Below are 12212 nucleotides of genomic sequence, written 5' to 3'. Positions count from 1 at the left end.
CCGCCCCCTTACTCGCCGCCCTGCACGACCACCAGCAACTGCGCCTGCTGCGGGCCAATCGAGCGCAGCCGGTGGGGAGTCTGGGCGTTGAAATGCAAGGCATCGCCCTGCCCCAGGAGCACACGCTCGGTCATGAAATCGACCTCAACCTGGCCACTATGGACGAACAGAAACTCCTCGCCCTGGTGCTCCTTGAAGGTCGGATCGCTGAACTCGGTGGGCGGCTGGATCAGAAACGGCAGCAGGCTGCGCTGGCCGACCTGCGAGGTCAGCACGGCATAGCCGGGACCCTCGCCGCTGCCGACCAAGGACTGCCGTTCACCCTGGCGGACCAGGCTGTAGCGCGCCTGATCGCTGGCGTCTGCGGAGAACAGCTCTTCGACATTGACGTTCAACGCCCGCGCCAATTTCAGCGCGCTGGCGATCGACGGTGTGTTCAGCCCGCGCTCGACCTTGGACAGGTAGCTTTTGGTCATCCCGGCCTTGTCAGCCAGTACCTCAAGCGTGATACCGAGTTTTTTTCTCAGCAATTTCAATCGGATAGACATGAATTTCGGTATTCCCAAGAAACGCTGTTGCTTATGACACTTAGTGTCATATAGGATATTTCGTGTCATTGATTGCGTCATTGAGCTCGGACCACACCACACAGCCGAGCACAGACCGCTGACCTTCATCATTCGCCACAGAGGATAGTCGCCCATGGCCACAACCCTGTCACACAGCAAAGAGCAACTGGTGCGCCAGGCGCTGACCCAGATGCAAAGTTCGCTCGCCGATAATACGTGGACCGTGCGCGAAAAGCTGGCACTGACCTGCCGAATTCTGTTCGACCACGGCCATGACTCCGGCCTGGCTGGGCAAATCAGCGCCCGCGGGGCACAACCCGGTACCTTCTACACCCAGCAATTGGGCTTGGGTTTCGACGAGATCAGTGCGAGCAACCTGCTGCTGGTCAACGAGGACCTGGAAGTGCTCGAAGGACAGGGCATGCCCAACCCGGCCAACCGTTTTCACAGCTGGGTCTATCGCGCCCGTCCAGACGTCAACTGCATCATTCACACGCATCCGACTCACGTCGCAGCGCTGTCGATGCTTGAAGTGCCGCTGCAGGTCTCGCACATGGACCTGTGCCCGCTTTACGAAGACTGCGCCTTTCTCGAAGGCTGGCCAGGTGTCCCGGTGGGCAACGAAGAAGGCGAACTGATCAGCAACGCGCTGGGCGACAAGCGCGCCATTCTGCTCTCGCACCACGGCCAGCTGTCGACCGGTGCCAGCGTCGAGCAAGCCTGCGTCTACGCCCAATTGATCGAACGCGCCGCCCGTCTGCAATTGCTGGCGATGGCTGCCGGCACCATCAAACCGATCACTCCCGCGTTGGGCCGCGAGGCACACGACTGGATCGACCGGCCCAAACGCCACACTGCTGCCTTCAACTATTACGCCCGCCAGTGCCTGCGTAAGCATGAAGACTGCCTGAACTGATCAACCCTGCCTTGTTTGCGGAGCCTTGCACCATGACTACACAATTCCACGGCATCATCGGCTACACAGTTACCCCGTTCAGCCATGCCGGCGAACAGCTTGACCTGCCCGCACTCGGCCAGTGCATCGAGCGTTTGATCGACAGTGGCGTGCACGTGATCGCGCCGCTGGGCAGCACCGGTGAAGGCGCCTACCTGAGCGACAGTGAATGGCAACAGGTCGCCGAGTACAGCCTGGCCAGCATTGCCAAGCGCGTGCCGAGCATCGTCAGCGTCTCTGACCTGACCACTACCGGGGCGATCCGCCGTGCCCGTTTTGCCCAGGCACATGGCGCCGATGCGCTGATGGTGTTGCCGACCGCGTACTGGAAGCTCAGCGAGCGCGAGATTGTTCAGCACTACCGCGCCATCGCAGCTTCGGTAGACCTGCCGATCATGCTCTACAACAACCCGGCCACCAGCGGCACCGACATGCCGGTCGAGCTGATCCTGCGCATCGTGCGCGAAATCGACAACGTCACCATGGTCAAGGAAAGCACCGGCGATATTCAGCGGATGCACAAGCTGCATGTACTCGGTGGGGGTCAGGTGCCGTTCTACAACGGCTGCAACCCGTTGGCGCTGGAAGCGTTCGCGGCGGGTGCCAAGGGCTGGTGCACGGCGGCCTGCAACCTGATCCCGGAACTCAATCTGGAGCTGTACCACGCGGTACTGGCGGGTGACCTGGAACAGGCCAAAACGCTGTTCTACCGGCAGTTGCCATTGCTTGAGTTCATCCTCAAGGGCGGCTTACCGGCTACCGTCAAGGCCGGCCTGACCCTGACCGGGCTGGATGCGGGTGAACCACGCCGGCCGGTGTTCGCGCTGGATCAACAGAACATCGAAAAACTGCAGGAACTGTTGGCGCAACTGCGCTGAGCGGTTTGAGCGGGTAGCCACACCCTGCACAAGCGCCTGCCTGAACCTCAACAGAGGTCAGCCAGGCGTTGTCGATTCAGCGCACCAGCAAACAGCCAGTCATCAGCACTCGATGCCAACGATCCACTGGGTTTTCGCAGCGTTGCTCTTGTCCAGATCCGGACGACGCGCCACGGGCTGGGTGCAGCCACGTGTTTCGATGTACGGCTGTGCGACAGCTGCCGCCTCGGCGATGGTCAGCGGTTTGCCGTCATCGCGCTGGACGCTGATGAAGTATGGCTGGTTGAACGGGATGATGTAGCTGTCGAGGGTATAACGCGCGCCGTTCGCTTCAAGGTTGGCGTGGTTCTCATCGACCTTGGTCAGTCGGCTGGTGTCGAGGTGGTCATTGCCAGCGCAGCCCGCCAGCCCGGCCAACAGTGCGGCGCCGAGACACAGAGAAATCTTCTTCATTACAGCTCCTGAGTAAATATGTGCCCGGCTGTGACCGCGTTTAACCGTTTAAGTGCCCGCACCCGCTCACGGCGTCACCGGTGGCGTGTACTGCAAGGTCGAGCCGAGTGCCCACAGCAGCACCAGCACCAACGGCGCGTGCACCAGCAGCTGCACGAACGAGAAGCCGATCAGGTCCCGCGCCTTGAGCCCAAGCACCCCAAGCAGCGGCAGCATGTAGAACGGGTTGATCAGGTTGGGCAAGGCTTCGGCCGCATTGTAGATCTGTACCGCCCAGCCGAGGTGATACTGCAGGTCGTTGGCCACCAGCATCACGTACGGCGCTTCGATGATCCACTTGCCGCCGCCCGAGGGGATGAAGAAGCCCAGCACCGCCGAGTACACGCCCATCAGCAAGGCATAGGTGTCGTGCGTGGCGATCTGCACGAAGAAGGTCGAGATATGGTGAGCCAGAGTCTGCTCATCGATGCCCTTGACCTGAGTCAGCACCGCGGCGATCGAGCCATACAGGGGAAACTGGATCAGCACCCCGGTGGTGGTCGGCACTGCGCGGGTCACGGCATCGAGAAAGCTGCGCGGCCGCCAGTGCAGCAGAGCGCCGAGCATGATGAACAGGAAGTTGTAGGTGTTGAGCCCGGAAATCGCGGTAATCGCCGGTTTGCTGGCGAACTCCTGGTACAGCCAGCCTGCAGCCAATGCCACCAGCAACAAGGTCAGCACCGGGCTGTGTTCCAGCCATTCGCCGGGACGGGTACGCTGCGCCGGCGGCGGCGCGGTGAAGCTGGGGTCGATACCGCATTGCTCGGCAGTACGCGCGCTGCTGGCGCCGGGTGCGGTGGCATAGGCCACGATCAGCGAGACGATCACCAGCGCCGCCAGCAGGACGCCGGACTGCCAGAGGAAGATGGTCTCGGTGAAGGGAATCACGCCGGTAATCGACAGGATCGACGGTGGCAGGCTGGCCGGGTTGGCCTGCAGCTGCGCCGCCGACGAGGACAAGCCCAGCGCCCATACCGCGCCCAAGCCAAGGTAGGCCGCTGCGCCTGCAGCGCGATAGTCCATTTTCAGGTCGGTGCGGCGGGCCAATGCCCTTACCAGTAAGCCGCCGAACACCAGCGACAGGCCCCAGTTGAGCAACGACGCCACCATCGAGATCAGCGCCACCCAGCAGACTGCAGAACGGCCGTTTTTCGGGATCCGTGCCAGCCGATCGATCAGCCGTGCCGCCGGCGGTGAGCTGGCGACCACATAACCGCCGATGACCACAAAGGCCATCTGCATGGTGAACGGGATCAGGCTCCAGAAACCATCGCCAAAGGCCTTGGCAGTGTCGGTCGGCTTGGCGCCCATGGCCATTGCGGCCACGCACACCAGCACCACCGCCAAGGCGGCAAATACCCACGAGTCGGGGAACCAGCGCTCGGCCCAGTTGGAGCAGCGCAGAGCGAACCGGGCGGAGCGGCTATCCTGAATTTCAGCGGCCACGGTAGTTTTCCTTTTATTGGTCTTGTCAGGGGATTTCAAGGCACACGCAAAAAACCTGCAGCAGCGGGCCTGCTCGGCAAAGGGGTCAGCCTTTGCAGAGCAAGCCCACCACTACAGGGGGCTGGGGTAAAGCGGCGGCGATCAGAAGGTCATTTCTTGCACATCATCGGCAACGATCAACTTGCCGGCGGTTTTGGCGATCACTTCATCGACAGTCACGCCCGGCGCGGTTTCGCGCAGGATGAACGCCCCGTTTTCGATTTCCAGATAGGCCAGGTCGGTCAGCACCTTGCGAATGCAGCCAGCACCGGTCAACGGCAGGCTGCAGCGCGACAGCAGCTTGGACTCGCCGTCCTTGGATGCATGGGTCATGGTGACGATGATGTTGTCGGCGCCTGCGACCAGGTCCATGGCGCCGCCCATGCCTTTGACCAGCTTGCCGGGGATCATCCACGAGGCAATGTTGCCTTCCACATCCACTTCAAAGGCGCCGAGTACGGTCAGGTCGACATGGCCGCCGCGGATCATCGCGAACGATTGTGCCGAATCGAAAATCGAAGCGCCGCGGCGGGCGGTGACGGTTTGTTTGCCGGCGTTGATCATGTCGGCATCGATAGTGCTCTCGGTGGGAAACTCGCCCATGCCGAGCAGACCGTTTTCCGATTGCAGCATCACGTCCATGTCGGCGGGGACATAGTTGGCCACCAGGGTCGGGATACCGATGCCGAGGTTGACGTAGAAGCCGTCCTGCAGTTCACGGGCGACGCGTTGGGCCATCTGTTCGCGGGTCAGTGCCATGGTCTGGATCTCTTTGTTGTTCTATGGGCGGCGTTCAGGCCTTGACGGTGCGCTTTTCGATGCGCTTCTCGAAGGTACCGACGATCACACGATCGACGAAGATCCCTGGGGTATGGATCTCGCTTGGCAGCAACACGCCGGGTTCGACGATCTCCTCGACCTCGACCACGGTGATCTTGCCGGCGGTTGCGGCCAGCGGGTTGAAGTTCTGCGCCGTGTTGCGATACACCACGTTGCCGTAGTGGTCGGCCTTCCAGCCTTTGACGATGGCGAAATCGCCGGTGATGGCTTCTTCGAGGATGTACTTGCGGCCATTGAACTCACGCACTTCCTTGCCTTCGGCAACCGGGGTGCCGTAGCCGGTGGCGGTGAAGAACGCCGGTATGCCAGCGCCGCCCGCGCGCATTTTTTCTGCCAGAGTGCCTTGGGGGGTCAGTACCACTTCAAGTTCGCCGCTGAGCAACTGACGCTCGAACTCGGCGTTTTCGCCGACATAGGACGCGATCATCTTGGCGATCTGCCGTTCTTCGAGGAGGATGCCCAGGCCGAACCCATCGACGCCGCAGTTGTTCGAGACCACGGTCAGGCCCTTGACCCCGCTGCGCTTGATCTGGGCGATGAGGTTTTCCGGGATGCCGCAGAGGCCGAAGCCGCCGGCCAGTACGGTCATGTTGTCGGTCAGGCCTGCCAGGGCCTCTTCGTAGGTTGCAACGCGCTTATCCAGTCCGGCCATGCTGATTCGCCTTTATAGTTGTTTGTGCGTGCAGCCATCTTCACCGCTGCCGACTGATTTGTTAATTTTGTTTTAGTCATCGATTGATAATTTTTCTAAAACAAAAGGCCCACCCCCGCATGAACGTCAAGCAGTTGCGTGCCTTTGTCACCGTAGCCAAGTACTTGAGCTTTGCCCAGGCGGGCGAGCATCTGCATGTGTCGCAGCCGGCCTTGAGCCTGACCATCAAGGCGTTGGAGGACAACCTCGGCGGCGCCCTGCTCGCCCGCACCACCCGCAGCGTCAGCCTGACCCCCGAAGGCGAGGTGCTGCTGCCGTTGGCGCGGCGGTTGCTGGCCGACTGGGACGACACCGAAGAGATGCTGCGCCAGCGCTTTACCTTGCAACTGGGGCGGGTCTCGGTGGCGGCGATGCCGGCCTTTGCCGGCAACCTGCTGCCGCAGGCGTTGAAGGTGTTTCGCCAGCGTTATCCGCGGGTCAACGTCACCGTGCATGACGTGATCAATGAACAGGTGCAGGAACTGGTGCGCCATCGCCGCGTCGAACTAGGCATTGGTTTCGAGCCGGACAACCTCGACGGCCTGCGCTTTGTGCCGCTGTACATGGACCGCTTCGTGGCGGTGGTGCCAGCAGACTCACCGCTGGCGCTGCAGCATGAGGTGAGCTGGCAGGCATTGCTGGCCGAAGATTTCATCGCCCTGCAACGACCGTCTGCGGTGCGCCTGCTGCTGGAACAAAACGTCGCCGCCGGCCACGGCAAGTTGACCGTGGCGTTCGAGAGCCATCAGTTGACCACCATCGGCCGCATGGTCGCCAATGGCCTTGGCGTCAGCGCTGTGCCGGCCCTGTGCATCAAGCAGATGCAGGAGCTTGGCGCCCGCTGCGTCGCCTTGGTTGAACCCAGCGTCGAGCGGCGTATTGGCGTTATTTCGCTGAGTGAACACAAGCTTTCAACCGCAGCCGAGGCGCTGCTGGATGTAGTCATTGCCCACACCCCGCCACAGGAGTTGACATGCGCAAAGTAGAACTTGCAGACCGCCGCGTTGCCGCCATAGGCCAAGGCACCTGGTACATGGGCGAAGACCCGGCGCGCAAGGCCGCCGAGGTGGCGGCCTTGCAGCAAGGCATCGAGCTTGGCATGAGCCTGATCGACACCGCCGAGATGTATGCCGAAGGTGGCGCCGAGGAAGTGGTCGGCGCCGCCATGGCTGGTCGCCGTGACCAGGTGTTTCTGGTCAGCAAGGTCTACCCGCACAACGCTAGCCAGCGCGGCGTGCCGCAAGCCTGCGAGCGCAGCCTGCGCCGGCTGGGCACCGATTGCATTGACCTGTACCTGCTGCACTGGCGTGGCCAGTATCCGTTGGAAGAAACCGTCGAGGCCTTCGAGCGTTTGCGCGAACAAGGCAAGATTCGTCGCTGGGGTGTTTCCAACTTCGATCTGGACGACATGGTTGAGCTTGATAACGCGGCCTGTGCAGCCAACCAGGTGCTGTACAACCCGGCCCAACGCGGCATCGAGTTCGACCTGTTGCCCTGGAGCCAGGCGCAGCAGATGCCGATCATGGCCTACTGCCCGCTGGCCCAGGCAGGTCAGCTACTGCAGCATCCGCTGATAGCCGAAATCGCCGAGCGCCATAACGCCACCTCAGCGCAGGTCAGCCTGGCCTGGGTTACCCGCCATGCTGGAGTGATTGCCATCCCCAAGGCCGTCGACCCAAGGCATGTGCAGCTCAATGCCGCGGCAGGCGAGCTGCGCTTGAGCGCTGCCGACCTGCAAGCGATTGATCAGGCCTTTGCCCCGCCTACGCGCAAGCAGCACCTGGCGATGGTCTAGGCGGGCTTCAGTGAAAGTCGCGGCTGCGCACGTCCAGCCCTTGCAATAGCGGGCTGACGTCTTCCAGGCGCCGGGCAATCAAGTGCCTGACGCCCTTCTCATGTTCCAGTCGGCCACTGACCTTGAGCAACTGGGCGCCAACCAGCGCCCGCCGCTGACGCTCGGCCAGGTCGCGCCAGACCACCACGTTGACCATGCCCGCCTCGTCTTCCAGGGTGACAAACGTCACCCCGCTGGCCGTGCCAGGACGCTGCCGGCCAACCACCAGACCGGTCACAGCAATTGCATCGCCATGCTCGACGCTGTCCAGCTCCGCCGAACTGCGACAACCCAGCGCGCGCAGACGCGGGCGCAACAGACTCAACGGGTGCGGCCCAAGGGTGGTGCCAAGGGTGGCGTAATCGGCTACCAGGTCCTGCGCCACGGTTGGCCTTGGCAACGCCACGGCCTGCTCGCCTGCGCTGCCGATATCGGCGAACAAGGGCAGTTGCGCCTGCACGGCAGCCACCTGCCAGCGGGCCTGATGACGATCGCTGGCCAACTCGCGCAACGCCCCGGCATCTGCCAGGCGCGCGCGGGCACGGCTGTCGAGTTCGGCGCGCAGGCACAGGTCTTCGACATCGCGCCAAGGTCGTTGCTGCCTGGCCTGTGCCAGGCGCAAGGCATCGGCTTGGGTAAACCCGCGGATCTGGCGCAAGCCCAGGCGGATCGCCAAGGCGCCGCCGGCCAACGGCTCAAGGGTGCAGTCCCACTCGCTGTAAAAGACGTCCACCGGGCGCACCTCGATCCCTTGGCGCCTGGCGTCCTGGAGCAACTGGTCAGGGCTGTAGAAGCCCATTGGCCAGCTGTTGACCAAGGCACAGGTGAAGATCGCCGGCTCGTGGCACTTGAGCCAGCTGCTGGCGTAACACAACAAGGCAAAGCTGGCAGTGTGCGACTCAGGGAAGCCATAACTGCCAAAGCCCTTGATCTGCTCGAAGATGCGCTCGGCAAAAGCCAGCTCGTAGCCGTTACGCAGCATGCCCTCGAGCAAGCGCACGCGATGCGGTTCAAGGCCGCCGTGCCGCTTCCAGGCGGCCATGCTGCGGCGCAACTGATCGGCTTCGCCAGGGCTGTAGTCGGCGGCAACCATCGCCAACTCCATGACCTGTTCCTGGAACAACGGCACACCCAGCGTGCGTTTGAACACGGCCTCGAGCGCTGGCGACGGATACGTCACCTCTTCCTGCTTTAGCCGCCGGCGCAGATACGGGTGGACCATGTCGCCCTGAATCGGGCCCGGGCGGACGATCGCCACTTCGATTACCAGGTCATAAAACGTCTTGGGTTTGAGCCGCGGCAGCATGGCCATCTGCGCGCGTGATTCGATCTGAAACACACCGATGGTCTCGGCGCGGCTGATCATGGCGTAGGTCGCAGGGTCTTCGCTGGGAATGGTAGCCAGGGTCAAATGGCGCCCACGGTGCTGCGCGAGCAGATCGAAACAACGGCGAAGCGCGCTGAGCATCCCCAGCGCCAGCACGTCGACCTTGAGCAGGCCGACCATATCGAGGTCGTCCTTGTCCCACTGGATCACCGTGCGCTCGGCCATCGCCGCGTTTTCCACCGGCACCAGCTGGTCCAGCGGTTGCTCGGAAATGACAAAGCCCCCAGGGTGCTGCGACAGGTGCCGGGGGAAACCGATCAGGTCGCCGGCCAGCACCAGAATCCGCCGCAACGACGGGCTTTGCGCCTCGAAGCCCGCCTCGGCCAGGCGCTGCGCATCGGGGATGCGATCCGTCCAGCGGCCGCAGCACTTGGCCAGCGCATCGACCTGATCGGCCGGCAGCCCGAGCACCCGCGCCACATCGCGCACCGCGCCAGCCGCGTGATAGGTACTGACCACGGCGGTCAGTGCCGCACGGTGGCGACCATAGCGGCGGAACACGTACTGAATGACCTCTTCGCGGCGGTTGTGCTCGAAGTCCACATCAATGTCGGGTGGCTCGTTGCGCTCGCGTGAGAGAAACCGTTCGAACAGCAGATGATGCTGCATCGGATCAAGCTCGGTGATGCCGAGCACAAAACACACCACCGAGTTGGCCGCCGAACCGCGGCCCTGACAGAGAATGCCTTGCTTGCGGGCGAAATCGACGATGTCGTGCACGGTGAGAAAGTAGCTCTCGTAGTGCAGCTCTTCGATCAGCGCCAGCTCCTTGTCGAGGACCTGGCGCACCTCGGCACTGGCGCCGTCCGGCCAACGCCGGGGCAGGCCCTGTTCACACAGGTGGCGCAGCCAACTGGCCGCGGTTTGCCCTGACGGCACTACTTCGCGTGGATACTGGTATTTCAGCTCACTCAGGTCGAAGTGACAGCGCTCGGCGATCAACTGGCTTTGTTCGAGCAAGTCTGCAGGGTACAGCTCGTTGAGCTGAGCCAGGCTGCGCAGGTGGCGTTCGCCGTTGGCGAACAGGTAACGCCCGGCGCTGGTAATCGTGCAGTGATGGCGCACGGCGGTCATGCAATCCTGCAGGGCGCGCCGCCCACGGCTGTGCATGTGCACATCACCACAGGCCACAGCGCGAATGTCTAACTGGGCAGCCAGCGTGCGCAAACGAGCCAGGCGCGTAGTGTCGTCAGCGCCACGGTGCAGGTGCACGGCCAGGTACAGCCGTTCGCCAAACAGCTCACGCAGCCACTGAGCGGCGTTCGCGTCGTCAGCCGCATCCGGTATCCATAGCGCCAGCAAGCCCTCGCAATTGGCCTCAAGGTCCGCAGCAAACAACTGATACTCGCCTTTGCCCGCCCGCCGCCGGGCGCGGGTGATCAAGCCACACAGGCTCTGATAGCCGCGCAGATTCTCGACCAGCAAAACCAGTTTCGGCCCGTCCTGCAAGCGTACTTCGCTGCCGACGATCAGCCGCAGTTGGTGCGCTTTGGCGGCTTGCCAGCCGCGTACGATACCGGCCAGGGTGCACTCATCGGTGATCGCCAGCGCCGTATAGCCTTGCTCGCGGGCACGTTTGAACAACTCGTCGGCACTGGAAGCGCCACGCTGGAAGCTGAAGTTCGACAGGCAATGCAGCTCGGCATAGCCGCCGGCGCTCATGCGAACCACCCCTGCAACCACAGCGGACCAGGCTCGGCGAGGTCTTGATAGGCCCAGCCGCGCAAGCCTTCACGGGTTTCGATGCGGTAGTAGTCACGGCGCACATCGCCGCCATCCCACCAGCCCGATTCGATCCGTTCGGCTCGCCCCAACAGCTGCACATCGGCCTCGCTCAAGCGCAAAGGGGCCGCCAACAACCAACCCGGGCGGCTATCTACAGCAGCCTGCAGCGGCCCGGACGCACCTTGGCTGGCAAGTTGCCAAGCGCACTCGGGGCGATGATCGGCTTCGGCACGCAGGCCCTGCACCGCTTCATCACCCAGCCGCGCGCGCAGCCGTTCGCGCAGTTGCTCCCACGGCTGCGCCTGTTGCGCGCGCGGGTCGAACAGCGCTTGATGCTGCGGCACAAAGGCCGGCAGGTCTGCTGCCAGCAAACGCAGGTTGCGCACCGGCGCAGTGATGCGCAGCGGCTCGAGGCGCCCGCGGGCCAGCTCGAACAGCAGGGTCGCATCACGTTCGGCGGCCAACAACCCGACCTTGAGCACGGTGTCCGGGCCCTCAACATGCTCAAGGTGCAGCTCGAAGCGCTGCACGCCACAGTCGCGCCCGGCCAGAAACGCCGCCAGGTCGTTGATCATCCGCCGCAACGGGAACAGCAAGGCCTGATGCGATTCAACGTCGAAGTTGAGCTCTAGACGCGTCTCGAAGCGGTCCGGCGGCAGGTAGAACTCAAGACCCAGACTGCGCAGCCCCAGCAGTTGATCCAGATGCAGCTGCACCCCGGCGGTAAAGCGTCGGGCCAGCGCATCACGCGGCAGGCCAAGCACCTCACCGAGCTGACGCAGGCCCATCCGCATAAAGGCCTCGCTGGCCTCGGTGGGCAGCCCGACCTTGCTGATCGGCAACTTGGCCAGGGCCGCGCGGGTGTCGTCGGCGTCGCTCAGGGCAAGGCCGTCATGACAGTTGGCAAGCATGCGAGCAGCCACCGGGTTGCTCGCCAGCACAATGCGTTGGCGCAGCCCCAGAGCATCCAGCTCTTCGCGCAGGCGCGCCTGGAGCACAGGCCATGGCCCGAACAACTGCAGGCTGGAACCGACCTCGAGCAGCAAGGCCCGCGGATAATGCAGGCTGACCTGCGCGCTGTAGCGGTAGGCCCAGGCAGCCAGCAACTGCTGAACCTGCTCGACCTGGGCCGGGTCGGCTTCAACGCAGGTGAAACCATCGGCCAATGCGCGGGCGGCCGTCAGCGTCTGCCCAGCGCGCAAGCCGAGCCTGGCAGCAGCCGGGTTGACCGCTTGCAGCACCCGGCGCTGAGTCGGCCCGCCGATCAATACCAGCGGCGTATCCGGGTCATCGCGTTCACGTAGGACGCTGTCCAGCGTCAGCTGCGGCAATAAAATGCAGGCCCACAACATGCTG

11 protein-coding genes are annotated in these 12212 nt (G+C 63.3%); 4 read left to right on the top strand and 7 right to left on the bottom strand.

The window, feature by feature from the left end:
- Nucleotides 1–8 precede the first annotated feature (8 nt).
- Nucleotides 9–548, bottom strand: a complete 540-nt coding sequence (locus tag K3F44_RS05275) for a helix-turn-helix domain-containing protein (protein ID WP_220633482.1) — start codon at nt 546–548, stop codon at nt 9–11.
- A 154-nt stretch (nt 549–702) separates the two neighbouring features.
- Here K3F44_RS05275 and K3F44_RS05270 point away from each other — a divergent pair, with 154 nt between their 5' ends.
- Together K3F44_RS05270 and K3F44_RS05265 are read left to right on the top strand one after the other, a co-directional pair.
- On the top strand, nt 703–1485 hold the full coding sequence (locus K3F44_RS05270) for an aldolase (RefSeq protein ID WP_220633481.1): 783 nt from the start codon (nt 703–705) through the stop codon (nt 1483–1485).
- Nucleotides 1486–1517: 32 nt separating this feature from the next.
- Nucleotides 1518–2402: a dihydrodipicolinate synthase family protein gene (locus K3F44_RS05265; protein WP_220633480.1), complete on the top strand. Its 885-nt coding sequence runs from the start codon at nt 1518–1520 to the stop codon at nt 2400–2402.
- 102 nt (nt 2403–2504) lie between these two features.
- Here K3F44_RS05265 and K3F44_RS05260 read toward each other — a convergent pair whose 3' ends face one another.
- The 4 genes from K3F44_RS05260 to K3F44_RS05245 form a co-directional block, all read right to left on the bottom strand.
- Nucleotides 2505–2855, bottom strand: coding sequence for a hypothetical protein (locus tag K3F44_RS05260; protein WP_150569449.1), 351 nt, complete (start codon nt 2853–2855; stop codon nt 2505–2507).
- Nucleotides 2856–2921: 66 nt separating this feature from the next.
- Nucleotides 2922–4340 (bottom strand): short-chain fatty acid transporter, encoded by a 1419-nt coding sequence (locus K3F44_RS05255; protein WP_220633479.1) that lies wholly within the window; start codon nt 4338–4340, stop codon nt 2922–2924.
- A gap of 141 nt (nt 4341–4481) precedes the next feature.
- Nucleotides 4482–5138, bottom strand: coding sequence for a CoA transferase subunit B (locus K3F44_RS05250; protein WP_150569450.1), 657 nt, complete (start codon nt 5136–5138; stop codon nt 4482–4484).
- Nucleotides 5139–5172: 34 nt separating this feature from the next.
- On the bottom strand, nt 5173–5871 hold the full coding sequence (locus tag K3F44_RS05245; protein WP_101318837.1) for a CoA transferase subunit A: 699 nt from the start codon (nt 5869–5871) through the stop codon (nt 5173–5175).
- Nucleotides 5872–5990: 119 nt separating this feature from the next.
- On the opposite strand from K3F44_RS05245, the gene K3F44_RS05240 reads away from it, so the two are divergent.
- Together K3F44_RS05240 and K3F44_RS05235 are read left to right on the top strand one after the other, a co-directional pair.
- Complete coding sequence (locus K3F44_RS05240; RefSeq protein ID WP_220633478.1) at nt 5991–6896, top strand: LysR family transcriptional regulator; 906 nt, start codon at nt 5991–5993, stop codon at nt 6894–6896.
- Nucleotides 6884–7705, top strand: coding sequence for an aldo/keto reductase (locus tag K3F44_RS05235; RefSeq protein WP_220633477.1), 822 nt, complete (start codon nt 6884–6886; stop codon nt 7703–7705). The genes K3F44_RS05240 and K3F44_RS05235 overlap by 13 nt, the downstream gene beginning before the upstream one ends.
- 7 nt (nt 7706–7712) lie before the next feature.
- Here K3F44_RS05235 and K3F44_RS05230 read toward each other — a convergent pair whose 3' ends face one another.
- A complete protein-coding gene (locus tag K3F44_RS05230) occupies nt 7713–10793 on the bottom strand; it encodes an error-prone DNA polymerase (RefSeq protein WP_220633476.1) in 3081 nt (1026 codons plus the stop codon).
- A complete protein-coding gene (locus K3F44_RS05225; RefSeq protein ID WP_220633475.1) occupies nt 10790–12208 on the bottom strand; it encodes a DNA polymerase Y family protein in 1419 nt (472 codons plus the stop codon). The genes K3F44_RS05230 and K3F44_RS05225 overlap by 4 nt, the downstream gene beginning before the upstream one ends.
- Between the last annotated feature and the right edge of the window lie 4 nt (nt 12209–12212).

The organism is Pseudomonas sp. S07E 245, assembly GCF_019599025.1.
Lineage (GTDB): Bacteria > Pseudomonadota > Gammaproteobacteria > Pseudomonadales > Pseudomonadaceae > Aquipseudomonas > Aquipseudomonas shirazensis.
This window is presented reverse-complemented; position numbering and strand designations above follow the sequence as displayed.

Coding starts and splice junctions, on each gene's coding strand:
- K3F44_RS05275 (WP_220633482.1), bottom strand. CDS start 548: ATGTCTATCCGATTGAAATTGCTGAGAAAAAAACTCGGTATCACGCTT.
- K3F44_RS05270 (WP_220633481.1), top strand. CDS start 703: ATGGCCACAACCCTGTCACACAGCAAAGAGCAACTGGTGCGCCAGGCG.
- K3F44_RS05265 (WP_220633480.1), top strand. CDS start 1,518: ATGACTACACAATTCCACGGCATCATCGGCTACACAGTTACCCCGTTC.
- K3F44_RS05260 (WP_150569449.1), bottom strand. CDS start 2,855: ATGAAGAAGATTTCTCTGTGTCTCGGCGCCGCACTGTTGGCCGGGCTG.
- K3F44_RS05250 (WP_150569450.1), bottom strand. CDS start 5,138: ATGGCACTGACCCGCGAACAGATGGCCCAACGCGTCGCCCGTGAACTG.
- K3F44_RS05245 (WP_101318837.1), bottom strand. CDS start 5,871: ATGGCCGGACTGGATAAGCGCGTTGCAACCTACGAAGAGGCCCTGGCA.
- K3F44_RS05240 (WP_220633478.1), top strand. CDS start 5,991: ATGAACGTCAAGCAGTTGCGTGCCTTTGTCACCGTAGCCAAGTACTTG.
- K3F44_RS05235 (WP_220633477.1), top strand. CDS start 6,884: ATGCGCAAAGTAGAACTTGCAGACCGCCGCGTTGCCGCCATAGGCCAA.
- K3F44_RS05230 (WP_220633476.1), bottom strand. CDS start 10,793: ATGAGCGCCGGCGGCTATGCCGAGCTGCATTGCCTGTCGAACTTCAGC.
- K3F44_RS05225 (WP_220633475.1), bottom strand. CDS start 12,208: ATGTTGTGGGCCTGCATTTTATTGCCGCAGCTGACGCTGGACAGCGTC.